Origin of the sequence: Streptomyces fulvoviolaceus, from assembly GCF_000718165.1 — a bacterium.
Classification (GTDB): Bacteria; Actinomycetota; Actinomycetes; order Streptomycetales; family Streptomycetaceae; genus Streptomyces; species Streptomyces fulvoviolaceus.
In genome coordinates, this window is record NZ_JOEY01000100.1 from 1 (window position 1) to 22,102 (window position 22,102).

Genomic DNA, 22,102 nt, shown 5'->3' on the forward strand with positions numbered 1-22,102 from the left:
GACGAACTCGGCGGCGCCGCGGTCTTCCTCACCTCGGACGCCTCCCGCTTCGTCACCGGGACGACGCTCACCGTGGACGGAGGCTGGACCGCCCGGTGACTGTCTCGCGCACGTAAAGAGCGCGTGACCAAACCGTTGACGGGCGCATGACGCACACCTATCTTCTGATCGAAGTTACGAACTACGTTCGAAATTACGAACAGGGACGGTCTCGTATGCGTCGGTTGCTCGTCTGTTTGTTCGCCGTACTCCTCGCCCTGGTGTCGACGGCCCAACCGGCGTCCGCGGCCGACGGCCGCCCGTACACCAATCCGCTCAAGTCCTCCAAGGGCGCCGATCCCTGGCTGGAGTACTACGACGGCAACTACTACCTGATCACCACGACGTTCACCGGCGTCCTCGGCATGCGCAAGTCGCCGACCCTGGCCGGGCTCGCCACCGCGCCCAATGTGCAGGTGTGGTCGGACACCACGTCGACGCGCAACACCAACATCTGGGCGCCGGAGATCCACTTCATCGACGGGCACTGGTACCTGTACTACTCGGCCGGCCAGAGCGGGGTGGCCTGTTGCGACTCGCAGCGCACCCATGTGCTGGAGAGCGCCGGGACCGACCCGATGGGCCCGTACACCTACAAGGGTTCGCTGACCGGGTCCAACCTCACGCCAGGCGGCTGGCTGATCGACGCGAGTGTGCTCAAGGTCGGCAGCAGCCTTTACCTGGTCGGCAGCGGCTTCGTGAACGGGAGCACGCAGAGCCTCGTCATCGCGCCGATGAGCAATCCGTACACCCTCTCCAGCAGCACCTTCACGGTCATCTCCAGTCCCACGCTGGACTGGGAGAAGGTGGGCTCGCCCGTCAACGAGGGGCCCGAGCCGCTCTATCACAACGGCCGCACCTTCCTGACGTACTCCGCCAGCTCCTGCCAGACCGCCGACTACAAGCTGGGCCAGCTGGAGTTGACCGGCTCAGACCCGCTCAGCCCGGCGTCCTGGACGAAGAAGCAGACCCCGGTCTTCCAGCGCAGTGACACGAACGGCGTCTACGGCCCCGGCCACAACGGCTTCTTCAGCTCGCCGGACGGCACCGAGAACTGGATCGTCTACCACGCCAACTCCTCGTCGGGCGGCGGCTGCGGCAACGGACGGACCACCCGGGCCCAGGAGTTCACCTGGAACGCCGACGGCACCCCGAACTTCGGCACCCCGGTCGCCCTCGGCACCTCTCTCCCCGGCCCGTCCGGCGAGACGGCGGCCACCCCGACGTCGTACACCCTGGTCAACCGCAACAGCGGCAAGTGCCTGGATGTGGAGGGCGGCAACACTGCGAACGGCACCAACGTCTTCCAGTGGAGCTGCACCGGCGGCACCAACCAGAAGTGGAAGGTCGAGGACCTCGCCGACGACACCAGCCGTCTGGTCAACGTCGCCACCGGGGGTGTCCTGGACGCGGCCGACTGCTCCACCGCCGACGGCGCCGACCTGCGCCAGTGGTCCTGGCTGAACAACAAGTGCCAGCGCTACCGCCTCGTGTACACCGCGACCGGTGACTACGTCCGGATCGTCAACGAGAACAGCGGCAAGGTCGCGGACGTCGCCGACTGCGGTACCGCGAACGGCGCCGACGTACGGCAGTGGACGTGGCTGAACAACACCTGCCAGCAGTGGCGACTCGTCCCCACCACCTGATCCCCCTCTGGAGAACTCCCTTGAGACGCAACGCCGTACGGCTCTTCATGGCCGTCCTCGTCGCACTGGCGGCCTGCCTCGCAGGAACGCTCCCCACCGCTCAGGCCGCCGTGCCCGCCTCCCCCGCCGCGACGTACACCAACCCGATCGCGGAGCAGCGGGCCGACCCGCACATCTTCAAACACACCGACGGCTACTACTACTTCACCGCGACCGTCCCCGCGTACGACCGCATCGTGCTGCGCCGGGCGACCACCATCCAGGGCCTGTCGACGGCCGCCGAGACGACGATCTGGACCAAGCACGCCAGCGGTGTGATGGGCGCGCACATCTGGGCGCCGGAGATCCACTACATCGACGGCAAGTGGTACGTGTACTTCGCGGCCGGGTCCACCAGTGACGTGTGGGCGATCCGCATGTACGTCCTGGAGGGCACCGGCGCCAACCCGCTCACCGCCACCTGGACGGAGAAGGGCCAGATCACGACCCAGTGGGAGAGCTTCTCGCTGGATGCCACGACCTTCGTGGTGGGCGGTGTGCGCTATCTGGCCTGGGCGCAGCGCGACCCGTCGGTCGACAACAACACCGACCTCTACCTCGCGAAGATGTCCAACCCCTGGACGATCAGCGGTACTCCGGTCCGGCTGTCGCGGCCGACGTTGTCGTGGGAGACGGTCGGCTACAAGGTCAACGAAGGCCCGGCGGTGATCCAGCACGGCGGCAAGGTCTTCATGTCGTACTCCGCGAGCGCGACCGACAGCAACTACTGCCTGGGGCTGCTGTCCGCCTCCGCGAGCGCGGATCTCCTCAACACGGCTTCCTGGACGAAGAGTTCGACGCCCGTGTTCACCAGCAACGCGTCGACCGGCCAGTACGGTCCGGGCCACAACTCCTTCACCGTGTCCGAGGACGGAAAGAGCGACATCCTCGTCTACCACGACCGCAACTACAAGGACATCAGCGGCGACCCGCTCAACGACCCCAACCGCCGCACCCGTGTCCAGAAGCTCTACTGGAAGGCCGACGGCACACCCGACTTCGGCATCCCGGTGGCCGACGGCGTGACCCCGCAGCGCTTCTCGTCGTACAACTACCCGGACCGGTTCGTCCGCCACTACGACTACCGCGCCCGTGTCGACACCAACGTCTCCCCGCTCGCGGACTCGCAGTTCAGGGTGGTCACCGGCCTGACGGGCAGCGGGACCGTGTCGCTGGAGTCGACCAACTTCCCCGGCTACTACCTGCGGAGCAACAACTTCGAGGTCCGGCTGGAGAAGAACGACGGCACGACCGCGTTCGCGTCCGACGCCACCTTCTACAAGCGCGCGGGCCTGTCGGACTCGGCGGGGGTCTCCTACGAGGCGTACGGCTACTCCGGCCGCTATGTCCGGCACTACAACTACCTGCTGTACGTGCAGACGTTGAGCACGGCCACCGACCGGGCGGACGCCACGTTCTACGCCGAGTAGAGGCGGCCTACCAGGCCAGGTGCAGACGGTGCGGCGACCGGTGGATCATCGTCGGGCGCATGGTGACCGGCTGATCGGGGGCGAGCCGCAGCCCCGGCAGGCGGCTCGTCAACTCGGCGAGGGTCAGCCGTAGTTGCTCGCGTGCCAGCTGCGAGCCCGGGCAGCTGTGCACGCCGAGTCCGAAGGCGAGGTGCTTGCCCGGCGGGCGGGTGATGTCGAACTCGTCGGGGCGCGGATGGCGGGCGGCGTCGCGGTTGGCGCCGCCGAAGGCCACGAACACCGTTGCCCCGGCGGGGAGTTCGGTCCCCGCGAGGGTGACCGGGACGGTGGTGACCCGGCGGAATCCCTGGAGGGCGCTGTCGTAGCGGGCGGCCTCCTCGACGGCCGCCGGGATCCGCTCCGGCTCGGCGCACAGCAGCTCCCACTGGCTCGGGTTCCGCAGCAGGTGCAGGACAGTCGTGCCGATGAGCGGGGTGGTCGTGAGGTGCCCGGCGATCAGGAGGTTCTGGAGGTGGGCGACGAGTTCGTGGCGGTGCTCCAAGGTCAGTTCACCGGGCGTCGTGAGCGAGGTGACGAGCTCGGTGCACAGGTCCTCGCGCGGCCGGGCGTGCCGTTCCCGTACGCACCGGTCGAGGATGTGCTGCATCGCTACCACGTCCTCGGCGGCCGCGACCTGTTCGGCCTCCTCCAGGGGCCTGAACAGCAGTTCCTCGGCGCGGTGTCCGCCGTGCACGACGGCCGGGACGTCGTCCGGGTCGAGGCCGACGATCCGGCCGATGACCTCACCGGGCAGACGCCGGGCATAGGCGGACATCAGCTCGACCTGCCCGTCCTTCACGAACGCGTCGACGAGGGCGGCGGCACGCTCGGCGGTGTACGGCAGGACCTCGGCGACCCGGGCCGGTGAGAGACCGCGCACGATCGGCGCGCGCAGCCGCTGGTGCAGGTCGCCGTCGGCGGTGACGACGACCGGACGCCCGCCGAACCCGCCGCCGAGGACGGCGAGCGCGGCGGGCGACGGCATGACGTCCGGCAGCAGCGCGTTCGCCGACGAGAAGTCCTCGGGCCGGCGCAGCACTTCGCGTACGTCGACGTCCCGGGCGACCAGCCAGGCGTCGAGCTCGGCGACGAATACCAGACCGTCAGCGCTCCGGACTCGTTCGTAGTGCGGGTACGGGTCGCGCTGCAACGCGTCGAGTCTGCCGTGCGGTTCGCTGTCCACGAGACGTCCCCCTGCGGCCGGCGGTGCGGGTCGCGCCCATGGTGCCGTACGGGTGTGCGAGGGCGATAGACGTCAACAGGCGGTCGTAGGAGGGTTTCTGAGGATAGGTCAGAATGATCGAGCACAGATCAGAACGCCACGGACCAGCCCTCGCGCCCGGCCTGCTCGGCCGTATACGAAATGCCGTGCACCTTGAGGCCCTTGGCATCGAGGAGGGTGATCTCACCCCCGTGGTTGCCGAGTCGGGCGCCGCCGCCGAGCGGGACGGTCAGGAAGGCGCCTGCGGCGAGCGGTCCGGGCGGCACCGGGGAGCCCTGTCCCAGCCGGTCGACGATGCGCCAGCCGGTCAGGTCGACGGGGTCGGGCGAGGCGTTGAGGAGGCTCACGCTCTCCGGCTCGGGGGCCGGGCCCCGGGGGTTGACGAGCGCCGCGACGAGACGGACGGGCTGGGTGCCGGACTCGGGGCGGGTGCCGTCGGTGCCCTCCAGGGCGTGGCCGGTGCTGTCGTCGGTGTGCCAGGACTGGCTCTGGAAGGCCAGGAAGACGGCGACCCAGCGCTGCTGCGCCGGATAGTGGATGAGGATGCCGCCGTCCTGCCACACCCCGTCGTCGCCGCGGAAGCGCCGGCTGTTGCCCTGGTTCATGTGGATGTCGTGGACGCCGTTGCCGGGCCGGAAGCCGAATACCTTGTCCTGGACGGCGGTTTCGGGCCCCCAGCGCTCGCCGAAGACGTACAGGCGGGCGTCCGGGTCGGCGACCGCGCGCCGCACGTGGTGGTCGAGGAGGTCGGCGAGGTCGTTGTCGGGGCCGGCCAGGTCAGGCGGCAGCGGGCGCATCAGCGCCGGGTCGAAGAGGTTGCCCCGCACGAAGTCGAGGTTCGGGCCGCCGGGGCCGGCCGGCAGGGTGTTCCAGCCGCTCGGCAGGCCCTCCAGACGGGCCGTCACCGGGTGCCGGAAGTCCTCGCTGACGAGGTAGAGCAGCTCGGAGGGCCGCTCCTGCGACAGCACGTTGACCGAGGCGCGGTAGTGGGTGCCGGCGTCGTCCGTCAGATGGATCTGGTAGTGCGGGCTGTCGACGGCGCCCTCGCGCCGGGTGTCGACCGCCCGCGTGATCAGTACGCCGTAGGCCTTCAGCGGCATTTCGACCAACTCCCCCTGATGGTGGGCGGATTGCCCACCTGTGGGAGGAATGGTAGAGCGTGCGCACGCGGCGGGGTGGCATGTTCGCCCCGCGTACGCCCGTGCGCCCATCCCCCACTGAGGCAAGTATGTGAGACCCCTATGAAAACCCCGCTGAGCAGGCCGGATTCCCTAAGATCGTCCCGTGGTCAACTTCCTCCTCGAACGTACGGCCCCGCTCTCCCCGGACGAGGCCTGGCGCCGCCTCACGGAGTGGCCTCGCCACGGCGAGGTCGTTCCCTTGACCCGCGTCACCGTCGTCCCACCCGGGCCGACGGCCCGGGGCACGCTCTTCGTCGCCCGCTCGGGGATCGGTCCGCTCGCCTTCGACGACCCCATGGAGGTCACGGTCTGGCGCCCCCCGGCGGACGGCGTCTCCGGCCTGTGCCGCCTGGAGAAACGGGGCCGGGTGGTGACGGGCTGGGCCGAACTGGAGGTACACCCGGGCCCGGGTGGCCGCGCCCGCGTCCTCTGGCGCGAGGAGCTGGCCGTACGCCTGCTGCCCGGCCTCTTCGACCCCCTGCTGCGCACCGCGGCCCGATCGATGTTCGGCCGGGCGCTGAACCGCCTGCTGCGACGGCCGTGACGGCCGTGACGGCTGCCGAACGGGCCGGCTGGGAGAGCCGCTTCGCCGCCGGGAACGGCTTCCGCAACGTCGACGCGGACGAGATACGGCTGCTCGCCGAGGCCGTGCGGCCACGCGCCGGCGCACGGGCACTGGACATCGGCTGCGGGCTCGGCACATACGCGGCCGCGCTGGCCGGCCTCGGCTACCGCACGCTCGCCGTCGACTGGGCCGAGGCGGCGGCAGCGGCCACCCGCGACCGGTACACGGACCTGGAGCCACGACTGAGCGTCCGCCGCCTGGACTTCGAGGACACCGCCGAGGTGGCGGCACACCTGCCGCGCGCGGCCTTCGACCTGGTGACGATGCGGCTCGTCCTGGCGTTCATGGCGGACAAGGCGGCGGCCTCGGAAAGGGTCCGGGAGCTGCTGGCGCCCGGCGGAACGTGGGTCGTGACGACACCGCTGATCGACCGGCTGCCCGAGGAGCGCCGCAGTATCGGTCTGGCGGCCGAGGACGTCGGCGTGGTCACCAAGGGCTGGGGCCGGGGGCACTGGTACGACCTGGAGCCGGGCGGGCTGCGCTGCTTTGTGCTGCACGCCTGAGCGCTCCGCTGGAAGCGTCGTGATTCTGTATCGATATGCGGCTCCGCCGCAGGGCGCGGGCCGGTGGGGGCTGGTCGCGCCCACCCGGCGGAGCCGCATATCGATACAGCCCCGCGCCCCTTCAGGGCGCTGCCGCACCGGATCTCACCGAGGCCTCTTGGCGCCGATGACCCGGGCCCCTCCGGGCGGCATACATGGCCCATGCAAGAGTAGGCGCCATGACGGCAGTTGAGGGTACGACCGTGGTGGTGGGCGAGGTAGAGGCGCTCGCGGAAGACGGGCTGCGGTGGCTGCTCGCGGCGGCGCGGGAGGCGGCGGACGGCGGTCTCGGCTGGCCGGAGAAGCCCTCGAACGACGAGCCCGACTGGGCGTTCTACAGCGGTACGGCCGGGGTCGTTCCCGTGCTCCTGGAGGCCTGGCGGCACTTCGGGGACGACTCCTACGGCGACGCCGCCCTGCGCGCGGCCCGCAGCCTCGCGGCCTCCGTCGACGGCGTCGACCACGACTCCCTGTACTTCGGCCGCACCGGAATGGCCGTCGCCCTGCGGGCCGTCCACCGCGAGCTCGGTGACACCGCCGCCGGTGCCGCGGCCGACCGCGCCCTGGAACTCGTACGGTCGCACTTCGACGGGACACGCTGGGGCGACCTGTTCGAGCTGATGGGCGGCAACGCCGGGATCGGCCTCGGCGCGCTGGCGGTCGGCGACGCCGATCTCGCCGTACTCGCCCTGGAGCCCTATCTGCGGACGGCGGAGAAGACCCCGGCGGGCGTCACCTGGGCCCACCGCCCGGACATCGAGTCCCGTCTGCACCACCTCTCGCACGGCACACTCGGCATCGCCTACGCCCTCGCTCACGTGGGACGGGAGACCGGCCGAGCAGATCTCGTCGACCTGGCCCTCGCCGGTGTCGCGAACGTCGTGGCCCGCGACGAGGCCGGCCCGGACGGCTTCCTGGTCCCGCACTCCGACCCGCAGTACCGCCCCGACGTGATCGAGCGCATCAGCTACGGCTGGTGCCACGGCCCGGCCGGCGACGCCCAGGTCTTCCGGCTGCTCCGGGACGTCACCGCGGACCCCGCTTGGTCGACCCTCGCCGACCGCTGCTGGCACACCGTCACCCACTCAGGGATCCCGCAACGGCTCCGCCCCGGCTTCTGGGACAACAACGGCCGCTGCTGCGGCACGGCGGGCGTCCTGGCCCTGGCCGGCGACCGGATCGCGGAAGGGCAGGAGTCGTACGACTTCGCGGGCGTCCTGGTCGCGGACCTCGCCTCCCGCGCGACCCGGGACGCCGACGGTGCCCGCTGGTCCAACTTCGAGCACCGCGACACCCCGAGCGACCTCGAACCCCACACGGGCTGGGCGATGGGCAACGCGGGCATCGTGCGGGAACTGCTGCGCTTCGTACGGCTGAGCCGCGGGGGCGACCCGACGTACGCGTTCAGCTGGCCGGACCAGTCTCCGGTGCGGGCTCAGGCCACCGAGCCGATCCGCCCCGCCGGCACCGACGTGGCGTCGTGATGGATCGGGGTGTGCGCACCGGTCAGTGAGACCCCGCTGCCCCCACGCCGGTTGGCGACGATCTCCGCGGCGATGGACAGGGCCGTCTCCTCCGGCGTACGGGCGCCCAGGTCCAGCCCGATCGGGGACCTCAGCCGCGCCAACTCCAGCTCGGTCACGCCGACTTCGCGCAACCGCTCGTTCCGGTCGAGGTGCGTCCGGCGCGAGCCCATCGCGCCGACGTAGGCGACGGGGAGCCGCAGAGCGAGCTGCAGCAGGGGTACGTCGAACTTGGCGTCGTGGGTGAGGACGCACAGCACCGTGCGGGCGTCGACCTCCGTGCGCTCCAGGTACTGGTGGGGCCACTCGACGACGATCTCGTCGGCCTCCGGGAAGCGGGCCCTGGTCGCGAACACCGGACGGGCGTCGCACACCGTCACGCGGTAACCGAGGAACTTGCCGATGCGAACGAGTGCCGAGGCGAAGTCGATCGCGCCGAAGACGATCATCCGGGGCGGGGGGACGGAGGACTCGACGAGCACGGTGATCGGGGCCCCGCAGCGGGAGCCCTGCTCCCCGATCTCCAGGGTGCCGGTGCGGCCCGCGTCCAGGAAGGCGCCGGCCTCCGCCGCGACCGTGCGGTCCAGTTCGGGGTGGGCGCCGAAGCCGCCGTCGTACTCGTAGGAGCCCTCGGATCGTACGACGAGTGCGCGGCCGACGAGTTCCGACGGGCCGGAGACGATCCGCGCCACCGCCGCCGTCTCCCCCCGCACGGCGGCGGCGAGCGCGGTCGCGACCACCGGGCGGACGGGGTCGCCGACCCGCACCGGTGTGACGAGGATGTCGATGATGCCGCCGCAGGTCAGGCCGACGGCGAAGGCGTCCTCGTCGCTGTAGCCGAAGCGCTCGAGGACCGACTCCCCGTCCTCCAGCGCCTGTTGGCACAGGTCGTAGACCGCGCCCTCCACACAGCCGCCGGAGACCGAGCCGATCGCCGTGCCGTCGGCGTCCACCGCGAGGGCGGCGCCGGGCCGGCGAGGGGCGCTGCCGCCGACGGCCACCACGGTGGCCACGGCGAAGTCGCGTCCCTGCTCGACCCACCGGTGCAGCTCTTCGGCGATGTCCAGCATCTCTCGGTCTCCTTAACAGCGGTCGTGTGGAACAGGGCGGCTAGTGCACGCCCAGCCAGCTCTCGATGGGGTTGAGGGCGTAGTAGACGAAGAAGATCACTGTCAGGGCCCACATGAACGCCCCGATCTCCCGCGCCTTGCCCTGGGCGACCTTGATCGCGACGTACGAGATGACGCCTGCGGCGACGCCCGCCGTGATCGAGTACGTGAACGGCATGATCACGACGGTCAGGAAGACCGGGATCGCGGTGGCGCGGTCGGCCCAGTCGACATGGCGGGCGTTCGTCATCATCATCGCGCCGATCACCACCAGGGCGGCGGCCGCGACCTCGCCCGGCACGATCGCCGTGAGCGGGGTGAAGAACAGACAGGCCGCGAAGAACAGACCGGTGACGACCGAGGACAGGCCCGTGCGGGCGCCCTCGCCGACTCCCGTCGCCGACTCGACGAACACCGTCTGGCCCGACGCGCCGGCGACGCCGCCGATCGCGCCGCCCGCGCCGTCGATGAACAGCGCCTTGGACAGGCCCGGCATCCGGCCCTGCGCGTCGGCCAGCTTGGCCTCGGTGCCGACGCCGATGATGGTGGCCATCGCGTCGAAGAAGCCGGCCAGCACGAGCGTGAACACGATCATGCCGACCGTCATCGCGCCGACATCGCCCCAGCCGCCGAACTCGACGTTCCCGAAGATCGAGAAGTCCGGCATGGAGACCGCACTGCCGTGGAGTTCGGGAGCGCCACTGGCCCACTGCTTGGGGTCGATGACGTCAAGTGCGTTGAGAACGACGGCCAGTACGGTGCCGCCGACGATGCCGATCAGGATCGCACCGGGGACGCCCCGCGCCTGCAGCATGAAGATCGCCAACAGGGTCACCGCGAAGAGCAGCACCGGCCAGCCGGCCAGCTCGCCCGTCGGGCCCAGCGTCACCGGGGTCGCCTTGCCCTGGTGGACGAAGCCGGCCTTGTAGAAGCCGATCAGGGCGACGAACAGACCGATGCCCATGGTGATCGCGTGCTTGAGGGCCAGCGGGATGGCGTTCATGATCATCTCGCGCAGGCCGGTGACGACCAGGAGCATGATGACCACGCCGTACATCACGCACATGCCCATGGCCTGCGGCCAGGTCATCACGGGCGCGACCTGCGAGGCGAGCACTCCGGAGACGGAGAGGCCGGCGGCGAGGGCGAGCGGCACCTTGCCGAAGAAGCCCATGAGGAGCGTGCTGAGGGCCGCCGCGAACGCGGTCGCGGTGATCAGGGCCTGCTGGCCGAGCGTGGCCCCGGCCGCGTCCTTGCCGGACAGGATCAGGGGGTTGAGCAGGAGGATGTACGCCATCGCCATGAAGGTGGTCGTACCGCCGCGCATCTCACGCGCGACCGTGGATCCCCGCTTGGATATGTGGAAGTACCGGTCGAGCCAGGACCGTCCGGCCGGGACGCGGGTGCCTTCTCCCGCGTCTTCGGCAACGGTCTTCGGCTCCAGGGACTGCTGGGTCATGTGGGCCTACTCCCAAGGTTCACAGGGGCACCCGTACCAACCGCCTTGGCGGCTACGGGATTTGGGAAGGTGCTTCGGCCGCACGACCCGGGGGACGGCCCGAGACGAACGATCTGAATGCTCCGGGCGGCGCGGCGAAGTGTGACGTTCCCTCGCACCGCCCGGAGAGACTTGCTACGCCGTGCCCGTGAGGTGTTCGGGCCGTACCGGCGTCCGGTTGAGCTCCAGCCCGGTCGCGTTCCGGATCGCCGCGAGGACGGCCGGGGTCGACGACAGGGTGGGTGCCTCGCCGATGCCACGGAGCCCGTACGGGGCGTGGTCGTCGGCGAGTTCGAGCACGTCGACGGGGATGGTCGGCGTGTCGAGGATGGTGGGGATCAGGTAGTCCGTGAAGGACGGGTTCCTGACCTTGGCCGTCTTGGGGTCGACGATGATCTCCTCCATGACCGCCACGCCCAGCCCCTGGGTCGTACCGCCCTGGATCTGGCCGATGACGGACAGCGGGTTGAGCGCCTTGCCGACGTCCTGGGCGCAGGCCAGCTCGATGACCTTCACCAGGCCGAGCTCGGTGTCGACCTCGACGACCGCGCGGTGCGCGGCGAAGGTGTACTGGACGTGGCCGAAGCCCTGTCCGGTACGGAGGTCGAAGGCCTCGGTCGGCCGGTGCCGCCACTCGGCCTCGATCTCGACGGCCTCGCCTTCGAGCACGTCGACCAGGTCGGCGAGGACCTCGCCGCCGTCGGTGACGACCTTGCCGCCCTCCAGGAGCAGCTCGGCGGTGGCCCAGGCGGGGTGGTAGGAGCCGAACTTGCGGCGCCCGAGCTCCAGGACCTTCTCGCGGACGAGCTCGCAGGAGTTCTTGACGGCGCCGCCGGTGACGTACGTCTGACGCGACGCGGACGTCGAACCGGCGCTGCCCACCTGTGTGTCGGCCGGGTTGATCGTCACCTGCGTGACGCCCAGCTCGGTGCGGGCGATCTGCGCGTGGACGGTGACACCGCCCTGGCCGACCTCTGCCATGGCTGTGTGCACGGTGGCGACCGGCTCCCCGCCGACGACCTCCATCCGCACGCGAGCGGTCGAGTAGTCGTCGAAGCCCTCGGAGAAGCCGACGTTCTTGATGCCGACCGCGTAGCCGACACCGCGTACGACGCCTTCGCCGTGCGTGGTGTTGGAGAGGCCGCCCGGCAGCTGGCGTACGTCGGCGGCCTCGCCGGCCGCGAGCCACTGCTGCTCCGGCGGCATCGGCATCGCCTTGACGCGGCGCAGGAGTTCGGCGACCGGGGCCGGCGAGTCGACGGCCTGCCCGGTCGGCATGATCGTGCCCTGTTCCATCGCGTTGAGCTGACGGAACGCGACCCGGTCCATGCCCACCTTGTCGGCGAGCTTGTCCATCTGGGCCTCGTAGGCGAAGCACGCCTGGACCGCGCCGAAGCCGCGCATGGCGCCGCAGGGCGGGTTGTTGGTGTAGAGGGCGATGGCCTCGATGTCGACGTTGTCGACGACGTACGGGCCGGCGCCCAGCGAGGAGGCGTTGCCGACGACCGCCGGGGAGGCCGACGCGTAGGCGCCGCCGTCGAGGACGATCCGGGCCTTCAGGTGGGTGAGCTTGCCGTCCTTGGTCGCCCCGTGCTCGTAGTAGAGCTTGGCGGGGTGGCGGTGGACGTGCCCGAAGAAGGACTCGAAGCGGTTGTAGACGATCTTGACCGGCTTGCCGGTGCGCAGCGCCAGCAGGCAGGCGTGGATCTGCATCGACAGGTCCTCGCGGCCGCCGAACGCGCCGCCGACGCCGGACAGGGTCATGCGGACCTTGTCCTCGGGGAGGCCGAGCACGGGCGCGATCTGCTTGAGGTCCGAGTGCAGCCACTGGGTGGCGATGTAGAGGTCGACACCGCCGTCCTCACCGGGTACGGCGAGACCGGACTCGGGGCCGAGGAACGCCTGGTCCTGCATGCCGAAGGTGTACTCGCCCTTGACGACGAAGTCGGCCTTCTTGGCGGCCTCTTCGACGTCGCCGCGGATGATCGGCTGTCGGTGGACGATGTTCGGGTGCGGGACGTGGCCGATGTGGTGGTCGTCGCGGCCCTCGTGGATGAGGATCGCGTCCGGCGCGGTCGCGGAGGCCTCGTCGGTGATGACGGGCAGCTCGCGGTACTCGACCTTGATCTTGGCGGCCGCGCGGCGCGCGGTCTCCGGGTGGTCGGCGGCGACGATGGCGACCGGCTCACCGTGGTGGCGGACCTTGCCGTGGGCGAGGACCGGGGTGTCCTGGATCTCCAGGCCGTAGTTCTTCACCTCGGTCGGCAGGTCGTCGTACGTCATGACGGCGTAGACGCCCGGGGTCTTCAGCGCCTCGACCGTGTCGATGGAGACGATCTCGGCGTGGGCGACCGTGGAGCGCAGGATCTGGCCCCAGAGCATGTCCTCGTGCCACATGTCGGACGAGTACGCGAACTCGCCGGTGACCTTGAGGGTGCCGTCCGGGCGGAGCGTGGACTCGCCGATGCCGCCCTTGGTCTGAGAACCCTGGGTGATCTTGGTGGGCGCGCCGGTGGTGGGTTTCGTAGGCATGGTCAGACCGCCTCTCCCTGCCGGGCGGCCGCGAGGCGGACCGCGTCCATGATCTTCTCGTAGCCGGTGCAGCGGCACAGGTTGCCCGAGAGCGCCTCGCGGATGTCCGCGTCGGTCGGGTTCGGGTTGTGCTCGAGCATCTCGTCGGCGGCGACCAGCAGACCCGGGGTGCAGAAGCCGCACTGGACGGCGCCGGCGTCGATGAACGCCTGCTGGATCGGGGCGAGTTCGGTGCCCTCGCCGGTCTGCGAGTCCTGCCCCTTGGCGGCCCACTGCTGGGCGTCCTGCAGCGACGTACCGCAGGCGCCGGAGGCACAACCACCGTGCTCGGCACGCTGTTTGGCGAAGTCCGCGAGCCCCTCGACGGTGACGACCTCGCGCCCCTCGACCTGCCCCGCGGCGACCAGACACGAACACACCGGTACGCCGTCCAGCCGGACGGTGCAGGACCCGCACTCACCCTGCTCACAGGCGTTCTTGGAGCCGGGCAGACCCATCCGCTCGCGCAGGACGTACAGCAGGCTCTCGCCCTCCCACACGTCGTCGGCTTCCTGTTTCCGACCGTTGACCGTGAAATTGACGCGCATCAGGCGACTCCCTCCGTGCGAGCGGCGGTGCCGCGGTACGACTCCCAGGTCCAGGTCAGCGTGCGGCGGGCCATGATGCCGACCGCGTGGCGGCGGTAGCTCGCCGTGCCCCGGACGTCGTCGATCGGGTTGCAGGCGGCGGAGCAGAGGTCCGCGAACTGCTTGGCGACCGACGGGGTGATGATCTTGCCGTTGTCCCAGAACCCGCCCTCTTCGAGCGCTGCGTCGAGGAACTCCTCGGCGGCCTTGGCCCGAACGGGCGTGGGCGCGGCCGAACCGATGCCCGTCCGCACGGTCCGCGTCTCGGGGTGCAAGGCGAGCCCGAAGGCACACACGGCGATGACCATGGCGTTCCTGGTCCCCACCTTGGAGTACTGCTGAGGCCCGTCGGCCTTCTTGATGTGCACGGCCCGGATCAGCTCATCGGCGGCCAGCGCGTTGCGCTTCACGCCGGTGTAGAACGCGTCGATCGGAATACGGCGCGACCCGCGCACCGACTCGACCTCGACCTCGGCGCCGGCCGCGAGGAGGGCCGGGTGGGCGTCACCGGCGGGGGAGGCGGTGCCGAGGTTGCCGCCGACGCCGCCGCGGTTGCGGATCTGCGGGGAGGCGACGGTGTGCGAGGCGAGGGCGAGACCCGGCAGTTCACCGCGCAGGTTCTCCATGATCCTCGTGTAGGGCACCGAGGCCCCGAGCCGCACGCTGTCCTCGCCGACCTCCCACTCCTCGAGGTCACCGATGCGGTTCAGGTCGAGCAGGTACTCGGGCCGGCGGTGGTCGAAGTTGATCTCGACCATCACGTCGGTGCCGCCCGCAATGGGCACAGCGGTGGGGTGCTCAGCCTTGGCGGCGAGCGCCTCCTCCCAGCTGGCGGGGCGAAGGAAGTCCATGACCGGCTCTCTTCTACGTCTCGTGGGTCGTACAAATTGAGCCAGATCGTGTGCGGCAGGACCGGCTCGTTCATGTGCTGTTTACGCGGAGTGGAGCCAGTACACAGCGCCGTACTCCAAGGGGGTCAGTCACGGAAACCATGAAGGAGTTGGCTGGCCAGGGCCGTCATCTTGTAGATTCGTATGAACGGAGGTCATCAGTAACCTCCTCGTTCTCCTGTGGAAACGCGCGACACAGTACGCGTGACCTGGGACACAGCCCGAGAGGCGGAGAGCAGCGCTCGCCACCCCCGCGGACGGTCCCCCTGACCACACGACCCTCATAGTTCATCGTAGATTTCGAGACAAAGAACGGCGGCGACGAGAATGCGGCTGCGCGCACTGCTGGACACCGACGCGCTGGGCCTGCGGCTGCTCGGCGGCGAGGACGAGCTGGATCGCACCGTGCGGGGTGTGATGACCACGGACCTGCGGGACCCCAGCCGCTACCTCGCGGGCGGGGAACTGGTCCTCACGGGCCTGGCCTGGCGCCGGGACGCCGCCGACTCGGAACCTTTCGTACGACTCCTCGTGCACGCCGGAGTGGCCGCGCTGGCCGCCGGCGAGGCGGAGCTCGGCGACATCCCGGACGACCTGGTCCTGGCCTGCGTCCGCCACCATCTGCCGCTCTTCGCGGTGAACGAGTCGGTGGCGTTCGCGACGATCACCGAGCACGTCGTACGACAGGTGAGCGGCGAGCGGGCCGGGGACCTGGCGGCCGTGGTCGACCGGCACCGCCGGATGATGACCTCGGGCCCGGCGGGCGGCGGCCCGGACGTGGTCCTGGACCTGCTCGGCTCGGACCTGGACCTGCGGGCCTGGGTCCTGTCGCCCACCGGCCGCCTGATCGCGGGCCCGAAGGCGCCGGGCGCGGGCCTGCCCGCCGACATCTGCGCGAAGCTGGCCGCGGAGCACCTGGCGGCGGCCCGCACGGGCAGGCGCGGCCCCCACCGCGTGGCCCTGGGCTCGTCGACGTACTCCCTCTTCCCGGTCCGCAGCAGCGGCCGCTCCGCGCAGGCCTCCCGGGACGTGCGCGAGACGGTGCTGTCGGACTGGCTGCTGGCCGTGGAGGCGGACGCCGGGGACTGGCCGGAGGAGCGCCTGGACCTCCTCCAGGGGGTCACCCAGCTGATCGCGGTCGAGCGCGATCGCAGGGACGCGGCCCGCACGGTCCGCCGCCGCCTGGCCCAGGAGGTCCTGGAACTGGTCCAGACGGGAGCCGCCCCCGCGGAGATCGCCGCACGCCTGCGGGTGGCGGCCCCCGTCCTGCTCCCCGGCCTGGGCGCGGCCCCGCACTGGCAGGTGGTCGTGGCACGGGTCGAGTGGGAGGGCGGCGACGTCGAAGGAGGCCCGGTGGCCCAGTCCCTCCTGGAGGAGATCCTGGTCGACCCGCTCTCCACGGGCCCGGAACCCTCCGACCGCATCGCGGTGGCCCACATGGGCGACGAGGCGATCGCGCTGGTCCCGCTCCCGGCGGTCTCTTCGGAACACGACGGCTCCGAAGCAGGCATCCTGGCCGACCTGCTCCTGGAATCGGTACGGGATCCTCTCTCGGCCGGCCTGGACGACGACGGCCGCGTCACCCTGGGCGTCAGCGCGTCGGTCCACTCGGCGGAGGGCCTGCGAGGCGCCCTGGAGGAGGCCCGCCACGCCCGCCGAGTAGCGGCAGCCCGCCCAGGCCGCGTCTGCGCCGCAGGCCACCAGGAACTGGCCTCCCACGTCCTGCTCCTCCCCTTCGTGCCGGACGACGTCCGCCGGGCGTTCACCGCCCGCCTCCTGGACCCCCTCCGCGACTACGACCGCCGCCACCGCGCCGAACTGATCCCCACCCTCGAGGCCTTCCTCGACTGCGACGGCTCCTGGACCCGCTGCGCGACCCGTCTCCACCTGCACGTCAACACGCTGCGCTACCGGGTGGGCCGGATCGAGCAGTTGACGAGCCGTGACCTGTCACGCCTGGAGGACAAGCTGGATTTCTTCCTGGCACTACGCATGAGCTGAAACCTCAACCCCCGACCTGCCCCACGACTTTGTGAATTCCTTCACCCACCCCCTTGGCCGCGCCACGGAATCCATGCTGAGATGCGGCCACCACTCATAGCTCAATGGCGTGCTCGGGGAGGGCAACGTGGCGCATACCGCCATGTCTGGTAACGGAACGACCGCCGGTGACGATCCACTCCAGACCGCGGTATGGCGGCTGCGCTCGCGGGCCTGCTGGGCCGACGCGGCCGCCCTGCTCCAACCGGTCACCGCGCCGGCCGCTCTCCAACGGACCGCACTGCTCATCGAACGGTGCCTGTACACCGAGCAGGGCTGGAGCGAGGCCGAGGACGCACTGCGTACGGCCGAGGCGCTGGCCCACGGCGACGACGAACGGGGCGCGGCCGCTTGTGAACGCGGGCAACTTGCCTACGCCGCCACGCTCCACGGCGTCCGCGACCGCGCCGACGAGGCACGGGCGGCCCTGGGCCGGGCGGCGGCACTGATCCCTCCGGGGGCTCCCCAGCGGGCGTTGCTGGACTTCCGCCGCGGCCTGCTGGCGGAGAACCTGGCCCACTCGCCCCAGGCGGCGCGAGCGGCGTACCGGCGGGCGCACGCGGGTGCCACGGCCCACGCCGACCCTCTCCTGCTCTCCTTCACCTGGCGCCACCTTGCCGGACTCGCCCTACGGGACGGGGAGTTGGCGGAGGCCCGCCACGGCTTCGCCGAATCCCTGCGCATCCGCGAGGAGTTGGGCTACCTCGTAGGCACCGCCCCCGCGTTGGCCTCCCTGGCGGACGCGGAGGTGGAACCGGAGGCCTCCCGACTCCGCGAGGAGGCGCGGCGCCTGTACCGCTTGCTGGGGGGCGTACCCACATGGCTGGCCCACCAGTTGGCTCCACCGGCGGCAACGGCATGAACTGACCGGGGTCGGCGGGGCGCCGCTGGCGGTGCCACGTGAGGTCGTAGGACGTCCGCGGCGCCGTCGTGGCTGGTCGCGCAGTTCCCCGCGCCCCTAAAGAAGGGCGTTGCCGCGCCCGCCGATGGCGAGCAACCCGGCACGAGCATGAGCGCCAGCCGCCGACGGCGAGAACCCGGCGCGGGCGTGGGCGTAAGCCGCGCACGGCGAGCAACCCGGCGCAGGCCTGGGCGTCAGCCGCGCACGGCGGCAAGGGGACGTGCCGGGGGGTGTCCGCCCGCAGCGGCGGGCGTCCGGCAGAGCACAGTTGGAGAAACAGCACCGCCCGACCGAGGACGGACACCCCCCGGCACGGCCCCGTCCCCCACCAACGACCGCACCACATCCACATCCCGAGCGATCAACGCGTCCAACAGCGCCGTATGCTCCGCCGCGTCCGCCACCAGCTCCGCCCGCCCCCGAGAGCCAGGCCCGCCCACCAGCGGCCACTGCGCCCGGCGGTGCAGGTCCTCCGCGATCTGGACGAGCTGCTCGTTGCCCGACAGGGCCAGCATCGCCCGGTGAAACGCCCGGTCGGACTCCGCATACGTCGCCCGGCACCCGGAGGCCGCCGCACGGACACTCGCCTCGGCCAGCGGCCGCAGTTCCGCCCACCGCTCGGCGGGCACCGTACGGGCCAGCCGCAGCATCACCGGCACCTCGATCAGCGAACGCACCTCGGCCAGCTCCGCCAGCTCACGCGCCCCACGCTCGACCACCCGGAAGCCCCGGTTGGGAACGACCTCGACAGCCCCCTCCAGCGCGAGCTGCTGCATAGCCTCCCGCACCGGCGTCGCCGACACCCCGAACCGATCACCGAGCGCCGGCGCCGAGTACACCTCACCGGGCCGCAGCTCCCCCGCCACCAGCGCGGTACGCAACGCGTCGAGGATCTGCCCCCGCACGGAGGCCCGCTGCACCACGGCCCGCGGACGCTCGGAACCGGGAAAGGGAATCGGCTGCTCGCTGTGCGTGTGCTCACCGCGAGCGACGGCATCGCCCCCGGCCCTCCGCTCCCGCTCCACATCCGCGGCCCGCACCTGCGGCGGCACCCACGCCACCCCCGCGGCGGAGCCCTGCGCGCCCTGCTTCACGGCTCCTCCTCCGGACGTGTCGGTACTTGGGGTCATTACGGCGGGTTGTTACTCACCCGTCAAGCACCTTAGGCGCAGAACGCTTCAGTTCAAATCCTGACGATGTTGGGTAAGGTAAGCCTTACCTCTAGACAATCGCGAATCGGTGGTCCCGCATGCCCATACCGCTGCCCGCCCCCCGTTCGGCCGTCACAGCCGCCTACGCGCGCATGACCAAGGCCTTCCCGGGACTGACGGTCACGGAGCTGGACACCGGCGAGCAGCCCCCGCGGACCGGCGGCTGGGTCACCGCCGCCGCACTCGCGGAGGACGACGAGGCACTCGACACATTCCTCGCCTGGGACGACGAACAGGTCCAGCGGGACAACAACCAGAAGGCCCGCCCCGACGTCATCGCGAGCTTCGGTCTGCACCGCTACGCCTGGCCGGCCTGCCTCCTCTTCACCGCACCGTGGTTCCTGCACCGCAGGGTCCCCCGCTACCCCGTGACACACGTCTCGTACGACCGCACCGAAGGCCCGATGGCCTTCGCGGTACGCCCCGGCCCCTTCGCCTGCCTCCCGGACGACCCGGCGGCAGCACTCCCCGGCGCCCGCACGGTCCCCGACGAGGAGGCGCTGCGCGCCGAGCTCCGGGACGCGATAGCCGAACACATGGAGCCGGTACTGACAGCCTTCGGCCCCCGTATGCGCCGCCGCGGCCGCGCACTCTGGGGCATGGTGACGGACGAGATAGTCGAGGGGCTCTGGTTCGTGGCCGAACAGCTCGGCGAGCACGAGAAGCGCCGAGCCGAGCGCGAACTCGACCGGCTCCTGCCGGGCACGACGAAGCCGTACGTCGGCACCCCGGCCTTCCGCGTACTCACCGGCCCGAACAACGAACCACTCCCCACCCGCGACCGGGCGAGCTGCTGCATGTACTACACACTCGATCCGGACGACACCTGCGCCACCTGTCCGCGCACCTGCGACGCGGACCGAATCACCAAGCTCACGGCGGCCGCGGCCAGTTGAGGCCGTGTCAGAACACGGACAGGCCCACCCCCCTCACGGACCCCGCCACCCCCTCCCGTAAGATCACTCGCGACTGAGATGACCCCACGGTTACAGGTAATTCACAACTTCCTCACTTGCCGCAGGAACTTTCCGTGGAACCACCCGTACGGGTAGTCTTATTCGAACTCAACTCCCGCCCCTCACGCGGCAGTTCGAGCAGAACGCCGCCCTGGGCATCCCCTTGCACTTCCTTGGCGGCCTCTTGCCCCGAAAACGCCTGAGGGTCGTTGTGATTGGGCCACTATGGCGGGCGTTACGCCCTATCCCAATGCAAGGGACCCCAGATGAGACTGACCGACATATCGCTGAACTGGTTGCTTCCGGGCGCCGTACTGCTCCTGGGCGTGCTGGCGGCGGTAGCGGTGCTCGCGCGGAGCAAGCGGTCCGGGGAGCACGCGAAGGACGACTCGTGGGAGCGCAGCGAGGAGCGCCGTCGGCGCAAGGAGGCCATATACGGCACCGCCTCCTATGTGCTGTTGTTCTGCTGTGCGGCGGTGGCAGCCGCCCTCTCCTTCCACGGCCTGGTCGGCTTCGGCCAGCAGAACCTCAACCTGTCCAACGGCTGGGAGTACTTGGTCCCGTTCGGCCTGGACGGTGCGGCGATGTTCTGCTCGGTGCTCGCGGTACGCGAGGCCAGCCACGGTGACGCGGCACTCGGCTCCCGGATACTCGTGTGGACGTTCGCGGCCGCCGCGGCCTGGTTCAACTGGGTGCACGCGCCCAGGGGCTTCGGCCACGAGGGCGCGCCGCAGTTCTTCTCCGGCATGTCCCTGTCGGCCGCCGTCCTGTTCGACCGCGCGCTGAAGCAGACCCGCCGGGCCGCCCTGCGCGAGCAGGGTCTGGTGCCGCGACCGCTGCCGCAGATCCGCGTGGTCCGCTGGCTGAGGGCGCCGCGTGAGACGTACAAGGCCTGGTCGCTGATGCTGCTGGAGAACGTGCGCAGCCTCGACGAGGCGGTCGACGAGGTCCGCGAGGACCAGCGTGAGAAGGAAGCGGCCCGACTGCGCCGACGCGGCGAGCAGCGTGTGGAGCGGGCGCAGCTCAAGGCGATCAGCCGGGGCCACCGCGGCTTCATCGGCCGTGGCGGCGGCCACCCGGCGGAGACGCAGGCGCTGGAGCGAGGCTCGGACCGAGTCTCCGCGGAGCCTGCTATATCGACCACGGAGCAGCTGCCCGTACGCGCGCGTCCCTCTCTCCAGCCGGTCCGCCACGGCACTGACTCGCTCAGCGTCGACCTCACCGCGGAGGACGACACAATGGCCCTGCCGCGTCTGGACTCCCTGGAGCGCAAGCTCAAGGACCTTGAGCAGCAGTTCGGCTAGGGAAGAACCACCGAGAAGGGGGCGTGACCGATACGGTCACGCCCCCTTCTCGTTCAAGAGCCCGTTCACACGGCTCCGGCGTCCAGCTCGAACCAGACCGCCTTCCCCACGCCGTGCGCCCGTACCCCCCAGGCGTCCGCGAGGGACTGCACCAGGACCAAGCCTCTGCCGTGCGTACCGTCGTCGGCGTTCGGTACGCGCAGTCGGGGCCTGCGGGCGACGAAGTCCCGCACCTCCACCCTGAGGCCGCGCGGGCCCACGGTGGCCGTCAGGACCGCGTCGTGATCGGTGTGGACGAGCGCGTTGGTGACGAGTTCACTGGTGAGCAGTTCCGCTATCTCCGATCGTCCGGGCCTCCCCCAGTGTCGTAACAGTTCCCTCAGCGCCCTGCGTGTCTCGGGCACCGCCCCCAGGTCCGCCCGCTCGAGTCTGCGCCTGAGCTGCGGCGCCTGCGCCCGCTCCTTGGCGCTGTCGGCCGTGTCCTCCACTGTCTCCGCCGAGAAGGCCCCTACTGCCATGGGACCGCCTCCTCGTGCCTGCCTCTTCATGACCCCCGCCCGCGTTCCGATGTCGGTACCCCTCCTACTCGAACACGTTCACGGGGATCCATGCCCCGTGGTTCATGCGCCAGTCATGTCGAATCGTCAACGACCAGGTGTTCGGCCACGCTTACGGCGGCGGATGCGACCTTCCGAGACGGGTAGATGAAACGTGGACAGCGCCGTCCGATCCGCCGAGGAGACCCC

19 protein-coding genes are annotated in these 22,102 nt (G+C 70.7%); 10 read left to right on the forward strand and 9 right to left on the reverse strand.

Annotated features, from left to right (window positions below):
• The 3 genes from IG08_RS58470 to IG08_RS0151385 all read left to right on the forward strand — a co-directional run.
• The coding region (locus tag IG08_RS58470) for an SDR family oxidoreductase (protein ID WP_158812340.1) at positions 1-99 on the forward strand (99 nt) is incomplete at its 5' end.
• A gap of 116 nt (positions 100-215) precedes the next feature.
• Complete coding sequence (locus IG08_RS0151380; RefSeq protein ID WP_030621333.1) at positions 216-1,688, forward strand: family 43 glycosylhydrolase; 1,473 nt, start codon at positions 216-218, stop codon at positions 1,686-1,688.
• Between the two features lie 47 nt (positions 1,689-1,735).
• Positions 1,736-3,157, forward strand: a complete 1,422-nt coding sequence (locus IG08_RS0151385) for a family 43 glycosylhydrolase (RefSeq protein WP_030621335.1) — start codon at positions 1,736-1,738, stop codon at positions 3,155-3,157.
• Positions 3,158-3,164: 7 nt separating this feature from the next.
• Here the strand turns inward: IG08_RS0151385 and IG08_RS0151390 are convergent, their stop codons facing one another.
• On the reverse strand, positions 3,165-4,379 hold the full coding sequence (locus IG08_RS0151390; RefSeq protein WP_030621337.1) for a cytochrome P450: 1,215 nt from the start codon (positions 4,377-4,379) through the stop codon (positions 3,165-3,167).
• Between the two features lie 128 nt (positions 4,380-4,507).
• A complete protein-coding gene (locus tag IG08_RS0151395) occupies positions 4,508-5,518 on the reverse strand; it encodes a DUF2278 family protein (protein ID WP_030621340.1) in 1,011 nt (336 codons plus the stop codon).
• A 184-nt stretch (positions 5,519-5,702) separates the two neighbouring features.
• Between IG08_RS0151395 and IG08_RS0151400 the strand changes: the two genes are divergently transcribed.
• The 3 genes from IG08_RS0151400 to IG08_RS0151410 all read left to right on the forward strand — a co-directional run bounded on the left by IG08_RS0151400 (position 5,703) and on the right by IG08_RS0151410 (position 8,250).
• On the forward strand, positions 5,703-6,143 hold the full coding sequence (locus IG08_RS0151400) for an SRPBCC family protein (RefSeq protein WP_030621342.1): 441 nt from the start codon (positions 5,703-5,705) through the stop codon (positions 6,141-6,143).
• A gap of 5 nt (positions 6,144-6,148) precedes the next feature.
• Complete coding sequence (locus IG08_RS0151405) at positions 6,149-6,727, forward strand: class I SAM-dependent methyltransferase (protein ID WP_030621346.1); 579 nt, start codon at positions 6,149-6,151, stop codon at positions 6,725-6,727.
• Positions 6,728-6,945: 218 nt separating this feature from the next.
• Positions 6,946-8,250: a lanthionine synthetase LanC family protein gene (locus IG08_RS0151410; RefSeq protein ID WP_030621348.1), complete on the forward strand. Its 1,305-nt coding sequence runs from the start codon at positions 6,946-6,948 to the stop codon at positions 8,248-8,250.
• Here the strand turns inward: IG08_RS0151410 and IG08_RS0151415 are convergent.
• The 5 genes from IG08_RS0151415 to IG08_RS0151435 all read right to left on the reverse strand — a co-directional run bounded on the left by IG08_RS0151415 (position 8,202) and on the right by IG08_RS0151435 (position 14,905).
• Entirely contained in the window at positions 8,202-9,359 is a 1,158-nt protein-coding gene (locus IG08_RS0151415; RefSeq protein WP_030621351.1) for an XdhC family protein, read from the reverse strand. The genes IG08_RS0151410 and IG08_RS0151415 overlap by 49 nt on opposite strands.
• Positions 9,360-9,399: 40 nt before the next feature.
• Positions 9,400-10,857 (reverse strand): NCS2 family permease, encoded by a 1,458-nt coding sequence (locus tag IG08_RS0151420; protein ID WP_030621353.1) that lies wholly within the window; start codon positions 10,855-10,857, stop codon positions 9,400-9,402.
• 174 nt (positions 10,858-11,031) lie between these two features.
• A complete protein-coding gene (locus tag IG08_RS0151425) occupies positions 11,032-13,428 on the reverse strand; it encodes a xanthine dehydrogenase family protein molybdopterin-binding subunit (RefSeq protein ID WP_030621356.1) in 2,397 nt (798 codons plus the stop codon).
• A gap of 2 nt (positions 13,429-13,430) precedes the next feature.
• A complete protein-coding gene (locus IG08_RS0151430) occupies positions 13,431-14,015 on the reverse strand; it encodes a (2Fe-2S)-binding protein (RefSeq protein ID WP_030621358.1) in 585 nt (194 codons plus the stop codon).
• On the reverse strand, positions 14,015-14,905 hold the full coding sequence (locus tag IG08_RS0151435) for an FAD binding domain-containing protein (RefSeq protein WP_030621361.1): 891 nt from the start codon (positions 14,903-14,905) through the stop codon (positions 14,015-14,017). Before IG08_RS0151435 ends, IG08_RS0151430 begins: the two co-directional genes overlap by 1 nt.
• Before the next feature lie 366 nt (positions 14,906-15,271).
• On the opposite strand from IG08_RS0151435, the gene IG08_RS0151440 reads away from it, so the two are divergent.
• On the forward strand, positions 15,272-16,945 hold the full coding sequence (locus IG08_RS0151440; RefSeq protein ID WP_030621363.1) for a PucR family transcriptional regulator: 1,674 nt from the start codon (positions 15,272-15,274) through the stop codon (positions 16,943-16,945).
• A 127-nt stretch (positions 16,946-17,072) separates the two neighbouring features.
• Positions 17,073-17,846, forward strand: a complete 774-nt coding sequence (locus IG08_RS0151445; protein ID WP_030621365.1) for a hypothetical protein — start codon at positions 17,073-17,075, stop codon at positions 17,844-17,846.
• A 233-nt stretch (positions 17,847-18,079) separates the two neighbouring features.
• On the opposite strand, the gene IG08_RS0151450 is transcribed toward IG08_RS0151445, so the two are convergent.
• Entirely contained in the window at positions 18,080-18,979 is a 900-nt protein-coding gene (locus IG08_RS0151450; RefSeq protein ID WP_420823329.1) for a GntR family transcriptional regulator, read from the reverse strand.
• Positions 18,980-19,134: 155 nt separating this feature from the next.
• On the opposite strand from IG08_RS0151450, the gene IG08_RS0151455 reads away from it, so the two are divergent.
• Both IG08_RS0151455 and IG08_RS0151460 read left to right on the forward strand, forming a co-directional pair.
• Positions 19,135-19,992, forward strand: coding sequence for a (2Fe-2S)-binding protein (locus tag IG08_RS0151455; RefSeq protein WP_030621370.1), 858 nt, complete (start codon positions 19,135-19,137; stop codon positions 19,990-19,992).
• A gap of 326 nt (positions 19,993-20,318) precedes the next feature.
• Positions 20,319-21,356, forward strand: coding sequence for a DUF2637 domain-containing protein (locus IG08_RS0151460; RefSeq protein WP_030621373.1), 1,038 nt, complete (start codon positions 20,319-20,321; stop codon positions 21,354-21,356).
• Between the two features lie 65 nt (positions 21,357-21,421).
• Here IG08_RS0151460 and IG08_RS0151465 read toward each other — a convergent pair whose 3' ends face one another.
• Positions 21,422-21,874, reverse strand: coding sequence for an ATP-binding protein (locus IG08_RS0151465; RefSeq protein WP_234343211.1), 453 nt, complete (start codon positions 21,872-21,874; stop codon positions 21,422-21,424).
• Between the last annotated feature and the right edge of the window lie 228 nt (positions 21,875-22,102).